This window comes from Chelatococcus sp. YT9, from assembly GCF_018398315.1.
GTDB lineage: Bacteria > Pseudomonadota > Alphaproteobacteria > Rhizobiales > Beijerinckiaceae > Chelatococcus.
Window position 1 is genome coordinate 1,063,381 of record NZ_JAHBRW010000002.1, and the last position, 16,327, is coordinate 1,079,707.

The 16,327-nt window shown below is 59.9% G+C and carries 15 protein-coding genes; 8 read left to right on the top strand and 7 right to left on the bottom strand.

The features are described from left to right. Positions 1–332: 332 nt before the first annotated feature. From KIO76_RS24915 to KIO76_RS24925, 3 genes are all read right to left on the bottom strand, one after another. A complete protein-coding gene (locus KIO76_RS24915) occupies positions 333–1,208 on the bottom strand; it encodes a DMT family transporter (RefSeq protein WP_213326266.1) in 876 nt (291 codons plus the stop codon). 580 nt (positions 1,209–1,788) lie between these two features. Continuing rightward, entirely contained in the window at positions 1,789–2,613 is an 825-nt protein-coding gene (nadE, locus tag KIO76_RS24920) for an NAD(+) synthase (protein ID WP_213326267.1), read from the bottom strand. A gap of 22 nt (positions 2,614–2,635) precedes the next feature. After that, positions 2,636–3,259, bottom strand: coding sequence for a cysteine hydrolase family protein (locus KIO76_RS24925; protein ID WP_291976110.1), 624 nt, complete (start codon positions 3,257–3,259; stop codon positions 2,636–2,638). A 251-nt stretch (positions 3,260–3,510) separates the two neighbouring features. Between KIO76_RS24925 and KIO76_RS24930 the strand changes: the two genes are divergently transcribed. Next, on the top strand, positions 3,511–3,699 hold the full coding sequence (locus KIO76_RS24930; RefSeq protein WP_213326269.1) for a hypothetical protein: 189 nt from the start codon (positions 3,511–3,513) through the stop codon (positions 3,697–3,699). A 396-nt stretch (positions 3,700–4,095) separates the two neighbouring features. Here the strand turns inward: KIO76_RS24930 and KIO76_RS24935 are convergent, their stop codons facing one another. Then, positions 4,096–4,650 carry a sugar O-acetyltransferase gene (locus KIO76_RS24935; protein WP_213326270.1) on the bottom strand — a complete coding sequence of 185 codons (555 nt, stop codon included), beginning with the start codon at positions 4,648–4,650 and terminating at the stop codon, positions 4,096–4,098. Between the two features lie 568 nt (positions 4,651–5,218). Here KIO76_RS24935 and KIO76_RS24940 point away from each other — a divergent pair. The 6 genes from KIO76_RS24940 to KIO76_RS24965 all read left to right on the top strand — a co-directional run bounded on the left by KIO76_RS24940 (position 5,219) and on the right by KIO76_RS24965 (position 11,453). Next, positions 5,219–5,461 carry a hypothetical protein gene (locus KIO76_RS24940; protein WP_213326271.1) on the top strand — a complete coding sequence of 81 codons (243 nt, stop codon included), beginning with the start codon at positions 5,219–5,221 and terminating at the stop codon, positions 5,459–5,461. Between the two features lie 236 nt (positions 5,462–5,697). Next, a complete protein-coding gene (locus KIO76_RS24945; RefSeq protein WP_213326272.1) occupies positions 5,698–6,201 on the top strand; it encodes a (2Fe-2S)-binding protein in 504 nt (167 codons plus the stop codon). Further along, entirely contained in the window at positions 6,198–7,211 is a 1,014-nt protein-coding gene (locus tag KIO76_RS24950) for an FAD binding domain-containing protein (protein ID WP_213326273.1), read from the top strand. The genes KIO76_RS24945 and KIO76_RS24950 overlap by 4 nt, the downstream gene beginning before the upstream one ends. Before the next feature lie 6 nt (positions 7,212–7,217). Continuing rightward, positions 7,218–9,467, top strand: coding sequence for a xanthine dehydrogenase family protein molybdopterin-binding subunit (locus KIO76_RS24955; RefSeq protein WP_213326274.1), 2,250 nt, complete (start codon positions 7,218–7,220; stop codon positions 9,465–9,467). A gap of 214 nt (positions 9,468–9,681) precedes the next feature. After that, the gene (locus tag KIO76_RS24960; protein WP_213326275.1) at positions 9,682–10,968 is read left to right on the top strand and encodes an SDR family oxidoreductase; all 1,287 of its coding nucleotides are present in this window, start codon (positions 9,682–9,684) and stop codon (positions 10,966–10,968) included. Further along, positions 10,968–11,453 (top strand): DUF2269 family protein, encoded by a 486-nt coding sequence (locus tag KIO76_RS24965; protein ID WP_213326276.1) that lies wholly within the window; start codon positions 10,968–10,970, stop codon positions 11,451–11,453. The genes KIO76_RS24960 and KIO76_RS24965 overlap by 1 nt, the downstream gene beginning before the upstream one ends. A 97-nt stretch (positions 11,454–11,550) precedes the next feature. Here KIO76_RS24965 and KIO76_RS24970 read toward each other — a convergent pair whose 3' ends face one another. Next, a complete protein-coding gene (locus KIO76_RS24970) occupies positions 11,551–11,856 on the bottom strand; it encodes a hypothetical protein (RefSeq protein WP_213326277.1) in 306 nt (101 codons plus the stop codon). A 97-nt stretch (positions 11,857–11,953) separates the two neighbouring features. Further along, positions 11,954–12,193 (bottom strand): hypothetical protein, encoded by a 240-nt coding sequence (locus KIO76_RS24975; protein WP_213326278.1) that lies wholly within the window; start codon positions 12,191–12,193, stop codon positions 11,954–11,956. Between the two features lie 352 nt (positions 12,194–12,545). Between KIO76_RS24975 and ligD the strand changes: the two genes are divergently transcribed. Beyond that, positions 12,546–15,191 (top strand): DNA ligase D, encoded by a 2,646-nt coding sequence (gene ligD / locus KIO76_RS24980; protein WP_213326279.1) that lies wholly within the window; start codon positions 12,546–12,548, stop codon positions 15,189–15,191. Between the two features lie 230 nt (positions 15,192–15,421). On the opposite strand, the gene KIO76_RS24985 is transcribed toward ligD, so the two are convergent. Then, positions 15,422–16,237 carry an IclR family transcriptional regulator gene (locus tag KIO76_RS24985; RefSeq protein ID WP_213326280.1) on the bottom strand — a complete coding sequence of 272 codons (816 nt, stop codon included), beginning with the start codon at positions 16,235–16,237 and terminating at the stop codon, positions 15,422–15,424. Positions 16,238–16,327: the final 90 nt, after the last annotated feature.

Below are 16,327 nucleotides of genomic sequence, written 5' to 3' on the forward strand. Positions count from 1 at the left end.
GAGCATGTCGTATTCTGGCGCCGCGACAGCGACAGGGTAATTCCGGTAGTCAGTCCTGATCGAGACCATCGTCGAGTTCGCCAGATGGCAACCATCCGGGGAACACAGGATTGAATGCGGCTGAGATGCAGACGGCCTTCACGGACTGCGGGGGCGTTGTCATTGGCCGCGGCTCTTCGCCCGAAAAGGTGGAAGTTGATCGATGAAGTGGGGCCGGTCACGGATCGATTTCCAGGCGACCGGTAGGGGCGGCAGAGCCGTGGGACGTTCTTACGAGCGATCTCTCCCGTGACTAGCTCGGCTGAGCTGCGCGACAGATCGGCGCGACATGTTTACCTGACGGGCGAACGGATGGCTGCATTCGCGCGCTCTCTCCTGTAGATGAAGATCATCGCCATGACGATGATCATCGCTCCAATAAGCACATTGAGTGCGGGTGGCCGCATCCAAATGAGCTGATCGAGCGCCACGGCCCAAATGAGTGATGTATACTTGAACGGAGACACCGTTGATGCGCCGGCATAGCGCAAGGCATCGATCATACAATAAAGCGCGCCGAGATAAGCCGCCGACATGATGGCCAGCAACAGCGCATCATTGACGGCGGGCATAACGAATTCACCCCCTGACCAGATTAGCCCCACCAGTGCCGTCGCGGCTGCCGAATACAGCATCGTGGCTTGGGTCGCATCGGTCTGGGCGATGCGACGAGTGACGATGTCACGAAAAGCCGCGCAGGCAGCGGATGCCAAAGGCAGCAGGGCATAGAGCGATAAAGTTCCCGATGCTGGATTGATCACGACCAGCACGCCCACAAAGCCGACGACAACAGCCATAAGGCGCGCGCCGTCGAGTTTTTCGCCGATAGTCGCTGGTGCGAGGAGCAGAACGAAAAGAGGATTGGCAAAGGAGAGTGCTATAGCGATCGACAACGGCAGATACATGAGCCCAGTCACAAAAGTGAGGAGGCTACCCACATTGAAGAGTGCCCGAAGCAACTGCCTTGGACGGCTTTGCACCTCGAGTTTCGCTCCGCGCCCGTGAATCGATATCGCCAGAACAACTGAGATTGTGATCAATGCCTGGGTGAGAACGATTTGCCCAGTCGGCAAACGCCCGAGCAGAAGCTTCGTCAGGGCATCGTTGATTGTCAAAAGCAGCGAACTTGCGAGCATCAGCGTGATGCCGACAGCAGGTCTCGTGATCATGGGCATCCATCGTCAGGGGCGGAATGGCCGCGTCCGGCAGGGCGCTGTGCAAGTAGCCGGGACTATTAGTGGGGGGAAGGCGCCACCGTCGTGCGAAGCATATTCACAGGGTGGTCCTTAAGCACCTGCTCCGACTTACATCGCCCGGCAGACTAGCTTCGGTGCTCTCGTGGAGAGGGCTCGCCTGGCACCGCCAGAAGACTGCTGCTGATGCGCGATACAGCACCGCGGCCGGCGTCGAACCATACGTTCCCCCCTTGTGTTAGGGAGGAACATATATCGGTATATGGACCCGTAACAATACTGGAGCCAAGCCTTTTGCGAGGGCATGCGATGACAAAGCCTCGTCGCTAAGCGACAGACGGGACTAAGAAGCAGACCGGTGGCAAGCGCGTCTCGAATGGCTCTGGCGCGAGCAATGCGGGGATCTGCGTGATGGTCGCGGTGAAGGCTGCCTCGCAGGCTTCGTCCAGCGCAAGCGCGGCGGCTCGCCCAAATTTAGCCCGCGCGGCCCCTAAGGGCACTCCCCGGGTTTCAGCGGCATGATGATCGGCTCAGGTCTGGGGTGAGCCCTCGCAACTCACCGGGCAACGGGCGGCGCCACGGGGAGCTCTCGCTTATGCGCTGTATTCACATAGAAGGCCAAGATCCGTGCGCGGGCGGCCTCGTCGATGAGGCGCCCCTCCAGAAAATCATCGATCTGATCGTAAGTGACGCCGTACGCCTCTTCATCGGGGCGAAGGGGAGCAAGATTCTCAAGATCGGCGGTTGGAATTTTTGCAACAAGATCGCTTGGCGCTCCAAGGTTCGATGCCAAGGCACGGACCCTGCGCTTGTTAAGCCCATAAAGCGGCACGATGTCGGCCGCACCATCCCCGAACTTGGTAAAGAAGCCCATCAACGCTTCCGCCGCCTGATCGGTGCCGATGACCAGACCGCGATGGGCGCCGGCAAGTGCAAACTGCACAATCATCCGCTGCCGAGCTTTGACGTTTCCGAGCAGAAAGTCCTCCCGCCCCGCGTCGCCTAGCTCAGCGCCGGCGTGCTTCAGACAGGCCAGCATCGCGTCGGCAGCGGGCTTGATGTCCACCCGCAGAATCTCGTCCGCACCGATCGTATCCAGAGCTCTCTGAGCGTCCTTTTCATCCGCTTGCGCCCCGTAGGGGAGGCGGACAGCGAGGAATTTCGCATCGTACCCCGCGCTTCGAAGGCCTTCGACCGCACGTTGAGCCAATAGCCCCGCTGCCAACGAATCCACACCGCCGCTGATCCCTAGCACATAGGTCCTGAGGCCTGACGCGCGCAGATATGTGGCGAGAAAATCAATGCGCCGGCGTGCTTCCAGCGCTGCGTCGAAGTTCCGGGCAACGCCCAAGGCTTCTATAATTCTCTCTTGGTCTGTCATGTGCCGGTGATTGCTCCTGATGTTACAGCATGCCGTCCAGGTGAGCGGCCAGGAGGGTGGAAGTGGTGACCATCTCAACCTGCGTGCCGAAACGGCTCTCGTAAATCTCCAGCATAGCGTCGTGGGTCGTATCCGCGCCGGAGCAGATCGCGTCGGCGACGATGATCACGCGATAGCCAAGGTCGATGGCACCCATCACCGTGGCGAGCACGCATACCTCGGTCTCTGCGCCAGACACGATCAGTGCATCGACGCCAGCGGCGCGTAACCGAGGATGCAGGGCACCGTGCCACGCGGACATGACGCGTTTGTCCTCTACGGCAGCCGGCGGTACGAACCGCGACAGGTCGGGAACGAGTTCAAGCAATTCCGGATCAAGCCGATTGCGTGTCATCGACTCCCATTTGTTGTAGTATCGCTTCCAGGAACCACCGACGTCGTCTGCGGACGGGGGTGGTATGAAACGCGTGAAGATCGTCCTCGCGGGATTGAGTTCGGTAAGGCTCACGACATTCGGCAGAACCCGGCCCATCCAAGGCGTGTGCCACTCTGTCGGCTCGGCGAACATGCGCTGCATGTCAATGCAGAGATGCACCCAGCGGTCGTGCAGCGGTCCGAACAATAGACCGTTCTCGAGTTTTCTCACTGCTGGGCCTCTCGCGATGTCATGTCCCTTGAACCTGAACCCCCGGTGCCTCGATGCCGATCCCATCCGACAGACCCCAGAACAGGACTTAAGGATCGCCACGCTCATGGGAAGATAATCCGGAGAGGGGTTCTGCGTTCCTGCCCTTCGTTCGACTTTGTCTGACCCCCCCGGCTGACGAGCTTGCGGGATTGCCAAATGTTGAGCACAAGGCTGAGACATATGCCCCGTTATCAAGACGAGTGACCCCCATGGGCACAGTGTTTCAGTGGTTGGCGCACCTGGCGACCTTTTGTGCTTGCTGGCTTATTGCCACGCTTCTGACGTTCCTGACGGTGCTCCTGCTCTCGGGCTCTGTTCCCGCCGCGACATGGTATGCTCTGATCGCTGGCGTTACGGCCGGGTTGGTGGGAGCGACTTGGGCTGCAGCCCGCAAGTGATCTGACGCGGCCGCTGCAAGGATCAAAGGCGGTGAAAATCTCGATGACCTGATTGAGTAGGATCTGACGCCTTTTCGCGATCCGCTGCCGCCACATGCATCAGCTCTCGGCCGGTGGACCATGTTCGAAACTTGCCGTCGACATGGCAATCGCCACGGGCGGCAGTTCTCGAATGCTCTTCCCGTCAGCTGAGATGTCTGGTGTTGCGATCCCGACCCGAGTCAGCGCATCAGGAAGGCGGAGCTGTCGCGGAGCAAGACGGACTGCTGGGACTTGTTCGCTAGCGGCGACAGCCTGAATCGCTAGGACTGGCGACTATTTTGCGCTCGGCCGCGTGGCATGAAGAGGGTGCGTTTTCCGCAGGCGACAGGGCACGGCATGAGATGTCGGGCAGCTTCATGGTCTGAGCCGGGCCGGGTTGCCGACAGCAACCGCACCGGGCGGTACATCGCGGGTGACGACACTGCCGGCCCCGATGATTGCGTCATCACCGATCGTCACACCTGGTAGGATAATGGCTCCGCTTCCAATCCAGACGTTTTCACCGATCACGACTGGACGACCGGACTCGAGCATCCGCCTTCGTTGGGCAGGATCTCTTGGATGGTCGGGCGTCAGAATCTGTACAGCGGTGCCGATTTGAGTCATATCACCGATCGTGACCTTGACGACATCCAGAATACAGCAGTTGAAATTGAGGAAAACGCCGCGGCCTAAACTGATGTTATAGCCGTAGTCACAAAAGAATGGCGGACGAATATTGCAGCCTTCTCCCACGCTGGCAAAAGCTTCCTCAAGAAGCGCTTGCCGCTCAGGTTGGCTTCTCGTGCTCGTGGCATTGTAGCGATCCAGCCATTCAGAAATGCGCCTGTTGTCGGCGGCGAGTTCAGGGTCGTCAGCAATGTACAGCTCACCAGCCAACATCTTCTGCTTCTGGGTCTTGAGGGTCATGGGGGCCTCTCGTTTGCGTCTATGTCCGTCGACCGCCTGCAAGAACGCGTGGGGAGGCGCTTCGATCCAGGTAGATACGGGCGGCATTGGTGACGGCAAGGTGGCCCCGCGCAGAATGTAGCGCCTGAAGAGGTTGCCGCGCTAGCGGTGGCGCTCCGTGGCGAGGCGTTGCACCCCAGCGCTGGTGCCGAGTGCGCGTGCCGGGACGAGGAGGTGAAACCTCTACCTGTGGCACGGCTCGGGCGACGGCAATGTCGAGCGTGACCCGTTCTCCGTAGGGATGAGACTGCGGTGCAGGTCAGCTCGTCCGCTCTCAAAGCAGCGGTGCTCACCAGCATTCAGCTTGCCGTCGGATTGGCTGCGTCCCAGTTCGCGCCACTCGCGCTTTCGCCTCTGGCGGAGCGTGGCGGCAAAAAAATCTGCCGCAATCGGAACACGGCGCCCCAGCCGCGGTTGACTACACAGTCTTGGAGTGACGCGAGTCGGGGCGGGCTTGTCCGTTCAGAGATGGCTATATAGCCGCTCACAGGCTGCATGTAGCGGCAGAGAATTCGGTAGAGGATAGGTTATGAGCGATGTGAATCCAGTCCGGACGTTGTGCTCCAACTTGGAAGCAGCGCGCATTGATGCGGTCGTTAAAGCTGCCTCCGCAGAAACGTTAACGACCGCCGACATCGAAAACCTTCACAAAATTCAGGTTGCGTTGATGGCTGTTCGCGAAACTCTTGATGAGCACAGTGCTCGGCTGGGGTGGGGCAGCGATGAAGGAAATCTGGAAGATGCTGCCCTTGCGCACCGAAGCAAGTCATAAACGTTCAGCCGCATCCTAGCCGCAGGCTTGCCAGACAGTAAGACCTCGTAGGTCTATTGTGTCGCAAACGACGCCAAAATTACAATTTTACATGCCTATTGGTAGCCGCTGATCGTCAACTATACGGCCAGCCCAAAATAACAAGGTCTTCTATCGATAGACGTCTAAACATGCGTAGAGAGGAACTCTAGCGCGCTTTGCGGGGTTCCTTGTGATCAGCCATTGCGACGGATGTCATGCGCCAGCCATCGAAGCTTGCCCTGCAGCTCACAATAAACGGCGACAGCAACTCACTGGAAGTATCGCCCGAAGTTACCCTGCTCGATCTGCTGCGCGAGGGGCTGCATCTTACCGGCACCAAAAAGGGGTGCGACCACGGCCAGTGCGGCGCCTGCACGGTTTTGGTCAACGGGCGCCGGATAAACTCCTGCCTTAAGCTCGCTGTCACGCTGGATGGCGCGGAAATCACCACCATCGAGGGGCTGGCGAGCGGAACACGCATGCATCCTCTTCAAAACGCTTTCGTCGAGCGTGATGCATTTCAGTGCGGCTACTGCACGCCCGGACAGATTTGCTCTGCACAAGGACTGATAAACGAGGGCAGGGCCGCGACGCAGGAGGACATCCGGGAGCTGATGAGTGGCAATCTCTGTCGCTGTGGTGCCTATACCAACATCGCCGATGCCATTGAGGATGTGCTCCACGGCGACCGCACGGTGTTCAAGGAGGCGGCGGAATGATCCCCTTTGACTACCATCGTGCGGCGACCTTGGAGGAGGCTATAAGCCTCGGTGCCGAGCCTGAGACACGTTTCCTCGCCGGTGGCACCAACATCATCGATCTGATGAAGGAGACGGTCGAGCGACCGGTCCGAGTGGTTGACATCGGACGCCTCGGCCTCGACGCAATCGAGGAATTGCCGGAGGGCGGCTTGCGGCTTGGCGCGCTCGCGCCGAACGCCGACACGGCGTATCATCCGCTCGTCGAGCGCGACTATCCTCTGCTGTCGTCGGCTATTCTGGCTGGTGCAAGCCCACAATTGCGCAATGCCGCCACGAACGGAGGCAATATCAATCAGCGCACGCGCTGTTACTACTTCTATGATGTCGCGACGCCCTGCAACAAGCGCGTTCCTGGTTCGGGCTGCAGCGCGGTGGGCGGCGTCAATCGCAACCATGCCATCCTCGGAACAAGCGAAGCCTGCATCGCAACCCACCCCTCGGACATGTGCGTTGCGTTGGCGGCGCTCAACGCTGTCGTGCAGGTCAGTGGGCCAGCGGGTAACCGCGAGATCCCGTTTGCCGAATATCATCGGCTACCTGGTGACGAACCGCAGCGGGACAACACGCTCACGCGTGGCGAGCTGGTCACCGCAATCGACCTGCCGGCGGAGCATTTCCGCGAACATTATTCCTACCTTAAGCTCCGCGATAGGTTGTCCTACGCCTTTGCGCTGGTTTCGGTCGCGGCGGTGCTCTCCCTGGACGGTGAGAAGGTCCTCGATGCGCGCGTGGCGCTTGGCGGTGTCGCACACAAGCCTTGGCGGATGCGTGAAGCGGAGGAAATGCTCATCGGTTCGCCGGTGTCCGAACGGCAGTTCGCCGCCTTCGCTGAACGCCTCGTTGAGGGCGCAGTGGGGCGCGGCGCTAACGATTTCAAGATTGAACTTGCGAAGCGCGCCATCTCGCGGGCGCTGACCCAGGCGGCTGCCGGCACGCCGCAGTCCCAGGTCGACAAGAAGATCGCGTGAGGTGTCATGACCATCGTTGCACGAGCAGAGAATGGCATCGGCAGGCCCGTCAGCCGCATCGACGGCCCTGACAAGGTTACTGGACGGGCGCGCTACGCGGCCGAGCATTCGGCCGATGAGATGGTCTATGGCTGGATCGTCTCAAGCACGATTGCCAAAGGTCGCATTGTGCGTATCGACGACGCAGCGGCGCGTACAATAGGCGGTGTCCTGGACATCCTCACCCACGAGAACCGGCCTCATATTGCGTGGTTCGACCGAAGCTATCGCGATGAGGTCGCACCTCCCGGCGAACCTTTTCGGGCTCTCTATGACGAGCAGGTTCATTTCAGCTTCCAACCCGTTGCGTTGGTGTTGGCGGAAACACTTGAAGCAGCGCGCGCCGGGGCAGTCCTTCTTCAAGTCCACTACGAGGCGACGGAGCATACCACCGACTTCATCGCTGCGCTGCCGAACGCCTATGTGCCGAAGAAGAAGCGATCCGGCATACCGATGCCGTCCGATCGTGGCGATGCGAGGCGAGCGTTCGCCGCTGCACCCATTCGTACGGTAACAGATTATACGTTCCCCGCGCATCACCACAATCCGATGGAGATGCATGGCACCACGGTCGTTTGGCCCGGCGATGGTTCCATACTCGTTTATGACAAGACGCAGGGACCGCAAAACGTCCAGTCATATCTCGCCAGCGTGTTCGGCTTGCCGAAAGGCAAGGTCACGGTGCGCAATCCGTTCGTGGGAGGCGCTTTTGGATCGGGCCTGCGGCCGCAATACCAGGTGTATCTCGCCACCATGGCGGCGCTGCACCTGAAGCGATCGGTCCGCGTTGCGATGACCCGCCAGCAGATGGTCAGCCACGTCCACCGGCCGGAGCTGTTCCAGTCCGTATCCCTCGGGGTCAATGAGGAGGGCGCGCTTCAGTCAGTCATCAACAAGGCCACAACGGCGACGTCCACGTACGAAGACTATATGGAGAACATCGTCAACTGGGGTTTGATGGCCTATCGCTGTCCGGACGCAGCGGGCGATTATACGCTGGTCGCGCTCGATACTCCCACCCCCGGTGACATGCGGGCGCCGGGCGCGGCGTCGGGCATGAACGTGTTCGAATGCGCAATCGACGAGATTGCTTACGCGGCGAAGATAGATCCGCTCGCGTTTCGAAGGCTGAACTATACCGACGTCGATCCGATGTCGGACAAACCCTTCACCTCAAAGGCACTCCGGCAGGCTTACGATCTCGGTGCAACGGCGTTCGGATGGCACGATCGCCCAATCGAACCTCGCAGCATGCAGGATGGACACGAACTCACCGGTTGGGGCATGGCGACCGGGACGTGGGACGCGCAGTTCATGAAGACCTCCGCGCGAGCCCGACTTTCTGCTAACGGCAACCTTGAGGTTGCCACTGCCGCTTCCGACATCGGGACGGGTACCTATACGATTCTGGCCCAGATCGCATCCGACGCGCTCGGGGTGAACCTCGACGATGTAACCGTTAAGATCGGCGATAGCGACCTCCCAGCTTCTCCCGTCGAAGGCGGATCTTGGATGGCCGCTTCGGCCGGTGCCGCTGTGAATCTCGCTTGCAAGACGGTCGGGCGCAAGTTGTTCGAAGCCGCGAGAGCACTCGACACCTCGCCTTTTGCCGGCCTTGATTTTGACGACGTGAGCTTGACCGGCAGGCGCATGATAGTTCGCGATCACGATGCCCTCTCCATGCCGATCGCTGAGATCATGACCCGCGCCAATCTGCCGTCTCTGGAGGCAGATGAGACCGCATCGCCTGGTATCCGCGGAATGGTCGGGCAGATGACGAAAGCGCGCGGCACGCACAGCGCTGTCTTCGCCGAGGTGAAGGTGGACGACCAACTAGGCGTAGTCCGTGTCACTCGCGTGGTGGTCGCGGTCGCTGCCGGTCGTATCCTCAACCCGAAGACGGCGCGCAGCCAAATTCTCGGTGGCGTCGTGATGGGGCTCGGGATGGCGCTGCACGAGGAAACGCTGATGGATCATCGCTTCGGCCGACCGATGAATCACAACCTCGCCGAGTACCACATCCCGGCACATGCGGATGTCGAGCACATCGACGTCATCTTCGTCGAGGAAAGAGACGAAGAGGTCTCGCCGCTCGGCGTCAAGGGCCTTGGCGAAATCGGCATCGTTGGCACCGCAGCCGCGGTTTCCAATGCCATTTTTCACGCGACGGGCAGGCGGGTGCGTCATTTTCCCATCACGCTGGACAAGTTGCTCTAGCTCGCCTGCCTCTCACCTATCCCTTGTCATCGGGTTCTCGACGGATGCCGGATACATCCTTTCCCCCGGTCTGGCAGGCGTCGGTTCGTCGAGGCGCTTGGGTGACGCTTCCGTGTCAGGATCGATCATGACGAGGACCGCAACAGTCGAGATATGACGACATGGGTCCGAGCATTGTGATGAACCGGAGACCTAGCCAACCGAGCGGACGACAATGAGAGTACTCGTGAATGGAGCTGGCGGTCTCATCGGAACTGCAATCTGCTCGCGATTGATTGCTGAAGGGCATGAGGTGGTGCGCGCTGTGAGGGCCATCCCTCACGGGCTAAACACCCCCTACTCCACCGTTATAGTGGATATGGCTGATACCTCCGGAATGGACCGATGGAGTCATATCCTCGAACACGTCGATGCATTGCTCAACTGCGCCGGCGTCTTGCAAGACGCGCCGAACGATCACACGGCGATGGTTCATGCGGCGGGGGCTGGCGCTTTGTTCCGTGCCTGCGACCGAGCCGGGGTACGGCGGGTCATCCATTTTTCCGCGATTGGCGTCGATCGGGCGCAGCCTTCGGCATTTTCCGCCAGCAAACTTTCCGGCGACGAACTCCTCATGGAGCTTGATCTGGATTGGGTGATTCTGAGACCATCCGTGGTGCTCGGACGACCCGTTTATGGTGCAAGCGCCTTGTTTCGCGGGCTCGCCGCACTCCCGATCCTCCCACTCATGCCGAATACTGGGCAGCTTCAAGTTGTTCAGCTCGATGAAGTCGTTGAAACAGTCGTCCATTTCCTCCAGCCCGATCGCCCCACGCGCATTGCCCTTGACCTCGCCGGCCCGGATGCTCTCGCTATGGAGGAGGTGGTCGCGCAGTATCGAAGATGGTTTGGATGGAAACCAGCTCGCATGATCAACCTCCCGCTTTCTGTTGCACGCTGCCTATACCGCCTTGGTGATGGTGCGAGTGCGCTGGGATGGCGCCCGCCAATGCGTACCAACGCCGCTCGCGAGATCACGCGGGGGGCAACTGGGGATCCGGGACCCTGGAAAGCTGCCACCGGTATCGAGCCGCGAAGCCTCGGCGCGGCGCTCGCCATGAGCCCTCCCACGGTCCAGGACCGGTGGTTTGCCCGGCTCTATTTTCTGAAGCCGGCGATCTTCACGGTATTGCCGTTGTTCTGGATCCTGACCGGGATCATATCGCTGACCACGGGTTGGCAGAGCGGAGTGGAGCTTCTTGTCGGGACCATCGTCGGCTCTCTGGCGTCGCCCTTGGTTGTCGCGGGCGCCCTGGCTGATATTGCGGTCGGCACACTCATCGCGTTTCGCCGGATGGCCCGCGCGGGGCTATGGGGAGCGCTCAGCATCTGCGTCTTCTACGCGGTAGCCGGCACCATCCTACGTCCGGATCTTTGGAACGAGCCGCTTGGCCCGCTGATGAAAATACTGCCGATCTTCCTCCTCCACCTCGTCGCACTTGCAATTCTGGAGGAGCGATAGTGCTTTATTTCGCTCTCAAGTATCTGCATGTGGTCGGTGCGGCTGTTCTTTTGGGGACAGGCGCCGGCATCGCCTTCTTCCTGCTGCTCGCGCATCGAACCGGAAATCCAGCAACGGTGGCAGCTGTCGCCCGCATCGTCGTTATCGCCGATTTCCTCTTCACAGCGACAGCGGTGGTGGCGCAGCCGATTACCGGCGTCGCGCTTGCCTGGCATGTCGGCTATTCCCTCTGGGAAGGTTGGATCTTACTTTCAATCCTTCTCTACATCGTTACCGGCCTGTTCTGGCTTCCGGTTGTCTGGATGCAGATTGAAATGCGCAACCTCGCCTCGGCCGCGGCAGAGGCGAGCCAGTCGCTCCCGCCTCGCTACCACCAACTTTTCAGACTATGGTTTATCTTCGGGTTCCCCGCCTTCGGTGCAGTTGCGTTGATCTTCTGGCTCATGATCACGCGCCCGGCGATCGAATGGTTCGGCACTGGTTGAATTACCGTCCGTCTCGAGATCTCTTGACCAAGCACAGCCCCTCTCGCGCGGCTAATCGCCTAGATATTTCAATGCGAGAATATTATTCCCGGCGGGTTTATCTCCGCCACCACGCTCGCAGTCGCTCCCATAGAGCGACGGCTGCGAAAGCGAAGCGAGCCATCGGCTTCTGAAGTAACGGGATATCAGCGGCAATAAGCATCAGACCCAGTGGCAGCATCCAAATTCCAAGGATTGGCAGGAACGAGAACACCCCGCCGACAACGAAGAGGAGTCCGACCGGAATGCGAACCCAGCGCGAGGCGGGATGGCGCAGCCAGCGAATTATCGACGCGAGCCGCTCAGGAACCTCTCCCTCGATCCGCTTGAAAGCTAGCCGAAGATCCTTCTCGCCGTCGTTCATGGGCGCGTGCTTTTCGGCTTGTTCGCCGTTACCACCGGAGTGCACGGAGCGTTGCCCAAGGTAGGGCTCATTCTTACATCCTCGACAAGGGTGTGTTTCAAACCGCCCTGCGGAATATCCAGCCGAGAAGCGCGCCAGCCAGTCCTGCAACGAGGAGCGGGATCAGATGAGGTCTTTCGGTGTTGTCATGCAAAGAAGCGCTTGCTCTTGAGTTGGCCCTGCGGTCATCAGGTGTTTGCCGCACCGTGGCCATATGTTTCCGCGCGCGCTTTGACGCAGCACGGCTCGTGTACAGGGCTATCTCGCTGACCGACCCGGTCAAGTCCTTCTTGAGCATCGTATGTCTCCAAGTCGCCCTCTACGAATGCCCGGTACGCGGACGGTGGTGCGCAGCGTCTATCAAGCGAGGGTACCCCGCCTCTCCACTGATAACCGGATGACTGCCCTTCCACCGGCATCACATCGGCCGATGCTGATCGAGGCGCAAGATATCCTCCAACAGCGCATGGAAATGTCCTGGTCTCGCACAAAGTTCCGAAGCCTGGGACAAGGCCGGGAGGCAACTGATACATTTTCGAGCCGCCCGCCACGCAGCAGCTTCCAGGGTGCAGCCCATTTGATGCGGAACAGGTTTCACATTTCGGCATTTCCTGGTTGGGAATGAGCGTGTTGTTTGCTTCGAGGTACCGATGGCAAAGGATAAGCTGACCGCCTACAAGGCCAAGCGTGATTTCCAGCAAACGAAGGAGCCGACCGGCCAGCGGCCGATCAAGCATTCAAGTCATCGGCGGTTTGTCATACAGAAGCATGATGCCACGCGACTTCATTATGATCTACGTCTCGAACTCGATGGCGTCTTCAAATCATGGGCCGTGACTCGCGGCCCATCGCTTGATCCGCATGACAAGCGCCTAGCCGTTGAAGTGGAAGACCACCCACTCGACTATGGTGATTTCGAGGGGACTATTCCGAAAGGGCAATATGGCGGTGGAACCGTCATGTTATGGGACCGTGGCTTCTGGCAACCGGAAGGAAAAATGAGCCCTGAACAGGCGCTGGCCAAAGGCGACTTCAAGTTTACCCTGGAGGGGCAGCGTCTGCATGGTAGCTTCGTGCTGGTCCGGATGGCGAGCGATCGGGAACGTAGCAAGCGCGCCAACTGGCTTCTCATCAAGCATCGCGATGAATTTGCTGTGGAAGCAAACGGAGCCGCGGTTCTGGAGGAGAATGAGACCTCCGTAGCCTCTGGTCGCACCATGGCAGCCATCGCCGCGGGCAAGGGCCGGAAGCCGAAACCCTTCATGTTGCAACGTGGCGACGTGCAGGCGGATGCAGTCTGGGACAGTCGCAAGGGATTGGCGGCCAACCAACGCCGATCAGATCGCTCCAGCCAACATAGATCCCCGGCATCGTCCCTCGTCCCGCTTCCCGACTTCATCGCGCCGCAGCTTTGCCAGTCCGTGGACCGCCCGCCGGGCGGGAAAGAGTGGATCCATGAGATCAAGTTCGACGGCTATCGTATTCAGATGCGAGTAGTAGACGGCGAGGTCACGCTAAAGACTCGCAAAGGGCTCGATTGGACTGGCCGATATCCAGCTATCGCGCGCGCCGCGCACAAACTCCCGGACGTGATTATCGACGGCGAGATCTGCGCCCTTGACGAGACCGGCGCTCCGGATTTCGCCATTCTGCAGGCGGCGCTATCTGAGGGCAACACCGATGCGCTCGTCTATTTCGCCTTCGACTTGCTGTTCGAGGGCGGAGAAGATCTCCGCTCTCGGCCGCTGACCCAGCGCAAGGCGCGCTTGCAACGAATCTTGGCGGACGCTGGAGATGACGCGCGTCTGCGGTTCGTGGAGCATTTCGAGAGCGGTGGCGAGGCGGTCCTGCGCTCCGCCTGCCGACTGTCTCTCGAAGGCATTGTTTCAAAGCGCATTGAGGCGCCCTACACCTCTGGCCGCACGGAAACATGGATAAAATCGAAATGCCGTGCCGGCCATGAGGTCGTGATCGGTGCCTACGCCACGACGAACGGCAAGTTTCGGTCGCTCCTGGTTGGCGTTAACCGAGGCGACCGCTTCGTCTATGTCGGCCGGGTCGGCACTGGTTATAGCGCGGCGAAGGTCAAGGACTTGTTGCCAAAACTCAAGGCAGTCGCATCCGCGCGGTCGCCATTCACGGGTATTGGCGCCCCAAAGAAGGCGCCCGGCATTGTGTGGTTGAAGCCCGAGCTCGTAGCCGAGATCGAGTTCGCCGGATGGACGTCCGACGGGCTTGTTCGTCAGGCCGCATTCAAAGGGCTGCGGGAAGACAAGCCGGCGGCGGAAGTCGAGGCTGAGAAGCCCGCCTCGCCATCCAAGGCGGGAGTGGCGGAGCCTGCCGCGCCATCCCCATCGAAGCCTGCTCGCCGCAGTGGCAAGGTCGATGTCATGGGTGTGTTGATTTCGAATTCGGACAAGCCGCTCTGGCCCGACGCCAATGATGGCGCGCCTGTGACGAAGGAGGACCTAGCCCGATATTACGAGGCTGTCGGGCCCTGGCTGATTGATCACATCCGTGGGCGGCCCTGTTCGATCATCCGCGCACCGGACGGAATCGGCGGCGAGCGCTTCTTCCAGCGCCACGCCATGCCGGGCACATCAAACCTGTTAGAACTGGTGACCGTATTTGGCGACAGAAAGCCTTACCTGCAGATCGACCGCGTTGAGGGGCTGGCCGCCGTCGCCCAGATCGGCGCGCTTGAGCTACACCCCTGGAACTGCGAGCCAGATCGTCCAGAGGTGCCCGGGCGGCTCGTCTTTGATCTCGACCCCGGTCCTGATGTCCCGTTCCCGGCGGTCGTGAAGGCTGCAAAGGAAATGCGTGCGCGTCTGGACGATCTCGGTCTCGTTAGTTTCTGCAAGACAACAGGGGGAAAGGGGCTGCATGTCGTGGTGCCGTTGGCGGTCTCGAAGCGCAGCAAGCTCACTTGGCCAGAAGCCAAAGGTTTCGCGCACGACGTCTGCTCGCAGATGGCGAGGGATAATCCGGACCTTTACCTGGTCAAGATGGCAAAGAGCCAGCGCCATGGTCGGATATTCCTTGACTACCTACGCAACGACCGTATGGCGACAGCCGTCGCGCCGCTGTCGCCGCGCGCGCGGCCGGGCGCAACCGTCTCGATGCCGCTTACTTGGAACCAAGTCAAAGCTGATCTTGATCCAAAGCGCTTCACACTCCGAACCGTCCCCGCACTGTTGGCGAAAAGCACGGCTTGGGAAGACTATCGCGAAGGCGAGCGTCCGCTGGAACCTGCGATCAAACGATTAGCCAAATCTGCCAGGCAAGCGGCCTAGCGCTCGGTTACTCCGCGAGAAGTTTAACAAGACAAGGCTTACTTGGAACGTCAAGGCGGTCTCTACTGCGAAGGCCCTGAAACTCGCTCGATCTCGCCCGCTGGATCGGGCATCGTCATCCCCGACTTTTTGCGGTCACAACATTAATTCGCCTGGGCAAGATTGGTGACGCGTCGGGTTGGTAAAGGGAATAGCCCCAAATAATAATCTGAGATGGAATAGAATTGTGGTCATTGAGGAGTTGGGTTCGCATTTGAACCGCGGTCTTCTTTGGATGGAGCATTGCGATCAATAAGGCTCGAGGCGATTTCTTTGGAAGCGGCCGTCAACTCCTTTGCGATCGCGGCCGCGCCGAGCTGGCTGATGCGGCTCATCGGTGCCACGACGCTCAGGGAGAGGATCGGCACGAGATCAGGCGAGGTAATGCCGACGCCTATTCCCGACACGCCGCGCGTCTTCAAGCCATCATTGACAGCATACCCCAGACGCCGGGCGATTTCGACGCGATGCTTGAGCTTCGCCGTCAGACTCGTTCCGTAGTAGGCCAGATAACGCGCGTGATTGGCCTTGAGCACCGCCTCCGCTTCCTTGGCATCGAGGGCCGACAGGAGCGCGAGCCCGCCTGCGCCGAGCCCGATCGCACGGCGGGTGCCGACGGACATGGTGAGTGGTTGCCGCGAATTCGGTCCTTCGATCCGCTCTATGCAGACCATATCGAGACCGCTGCGACGGTTGAGAAAAATTGTATCGCCGAGCGTCTCCGCAAGTTGTCTCAGGACGGCGAAACTGTAACCGCTGAGATCGAACCTATGGGATGCAAGCAACCCGAGATCATAGATCTTTGACCCCAAATGGTAGGTCCGTGAGATATCCTTGTGCAAAAGCCCTTCCCGGACCAAACAGTCGAGAAGGCGAAACACGGTTGATCGCGACAGCCCGGATCGCTTGACGAGCGCGGTCAATGTCGCGCCGCCGATATCCGACTGGGCCACCTCAAGCAGCAAATTCAGCCCTCTTTCGAGCGCCGCGGTTCCCGTTCTGGTCATTGTCATCGCTCCGTTGGCGCTGACTTTATGAAACGCAGCATGCGCGAGGCTTTCTGAAGTCGCAAGAGGTTTCCACTATGTGGGAAAATT

What these genes read in the sequence shown, in the direction of transcription:
- KIO76_RS24955 (WP_213326274.1), top strand. Translation starts at nt 7,218, where the DNA reads ATGACCATCGTTGCACGAGCAGAGAATGGCATCGGCAGGCCCGTCAGC.
- ligD (WP_213326279.1), top strand. Translation starts at nt 12,546, where the DNA reads ATGGCAAAGGATAAGCTGACCGCCTACAAGGCCAAGCGTGATTTCCAG.
- KIO76_RS24945 (WP_213326272.1), top strand. Translation starts at nt 5,698, where the DNA reads ATGCGCCAGCCATCGAAGCTTGCCCTGCAGCTCACAATAAACGGCGAC.
- KIO76_RS24930 (WP_213326269.1), top strand. Translation starts at nt 3,511, where the DNA reads ATGGGCACAGTGTTTCAGTGGTTGGCGCACCTGGCGACCTTTTGTGCT.
- KIO76_RS24960 (WP_213326275.1), top strand. Translation starts at nt 9,682, where the DNA reads ATGAGAGTACTCGTGAATGGAGCTGGCGGTCTCATCGGAACTGCAATC.
- nadE (WP_213326267.1), bottom strand. Translation starts at nt 2,613, where the DNA reads ATGACAGACCAAGAGAGAATTATAGAAGCCTTGGGCGTTGCCCGGAAC.
- KIO76_RS24985 (WP_213326280.1), bottom strand. Translation starts at nt 16,237, where the DNA reads ATGACCAGAACGGGAACCGCGGCGCTCGAAAGAGGGCTGAATTTGCTG.
- KIO76_RS24940 (WP_213326271.1), top strand. Translation starts at nt 5,219, where the DNA reads ATGAGCGATGTGAATCCAGTCCGGACGTTGTGCTCCAACTTGGAAGCA.
- KIO76_RS24970 (WP_213326277.1), bottom strand. Translation starts at nt 11,856, where the DNA reads ATGAACGACGGCGAGAAGGATCTTCGGCTAGCTTTCAAGCGGATCGAG.
- KIO76_RS24950 (WP_213326273.1), top strand. Translation starts at nt 6,198, where the DNA reads ATGATCCCCTTTGACTACCATCGTGCGGCGACCTTGGAGGAGGCTATA.
- KIO76_RS24915 (WP_213326266.1), bottom strand. Translation starts at nt 1,208, where the DNA reads ATGATCACGAGACCTGCTGTCGGCATCACGCTGATGCTCGCAAGTTCG.
- KIO76_RS24935 (WP_213326270.1), bottom strand. Translation starts at nt 4,650, where the DNA reads ATGACCCTCAAGACCCAGAAGCAGAAGATGTTGGCTGGTGAGCTGTAC.
- KIO76_RS24975 (WP_213326278.1), bottom strand. Translation starts at nt 12,193, where the DNA reads ATGCTCAAGAAGGACTTGACCGGGTCGGTCAGCGAGATAGCCCTGTAC.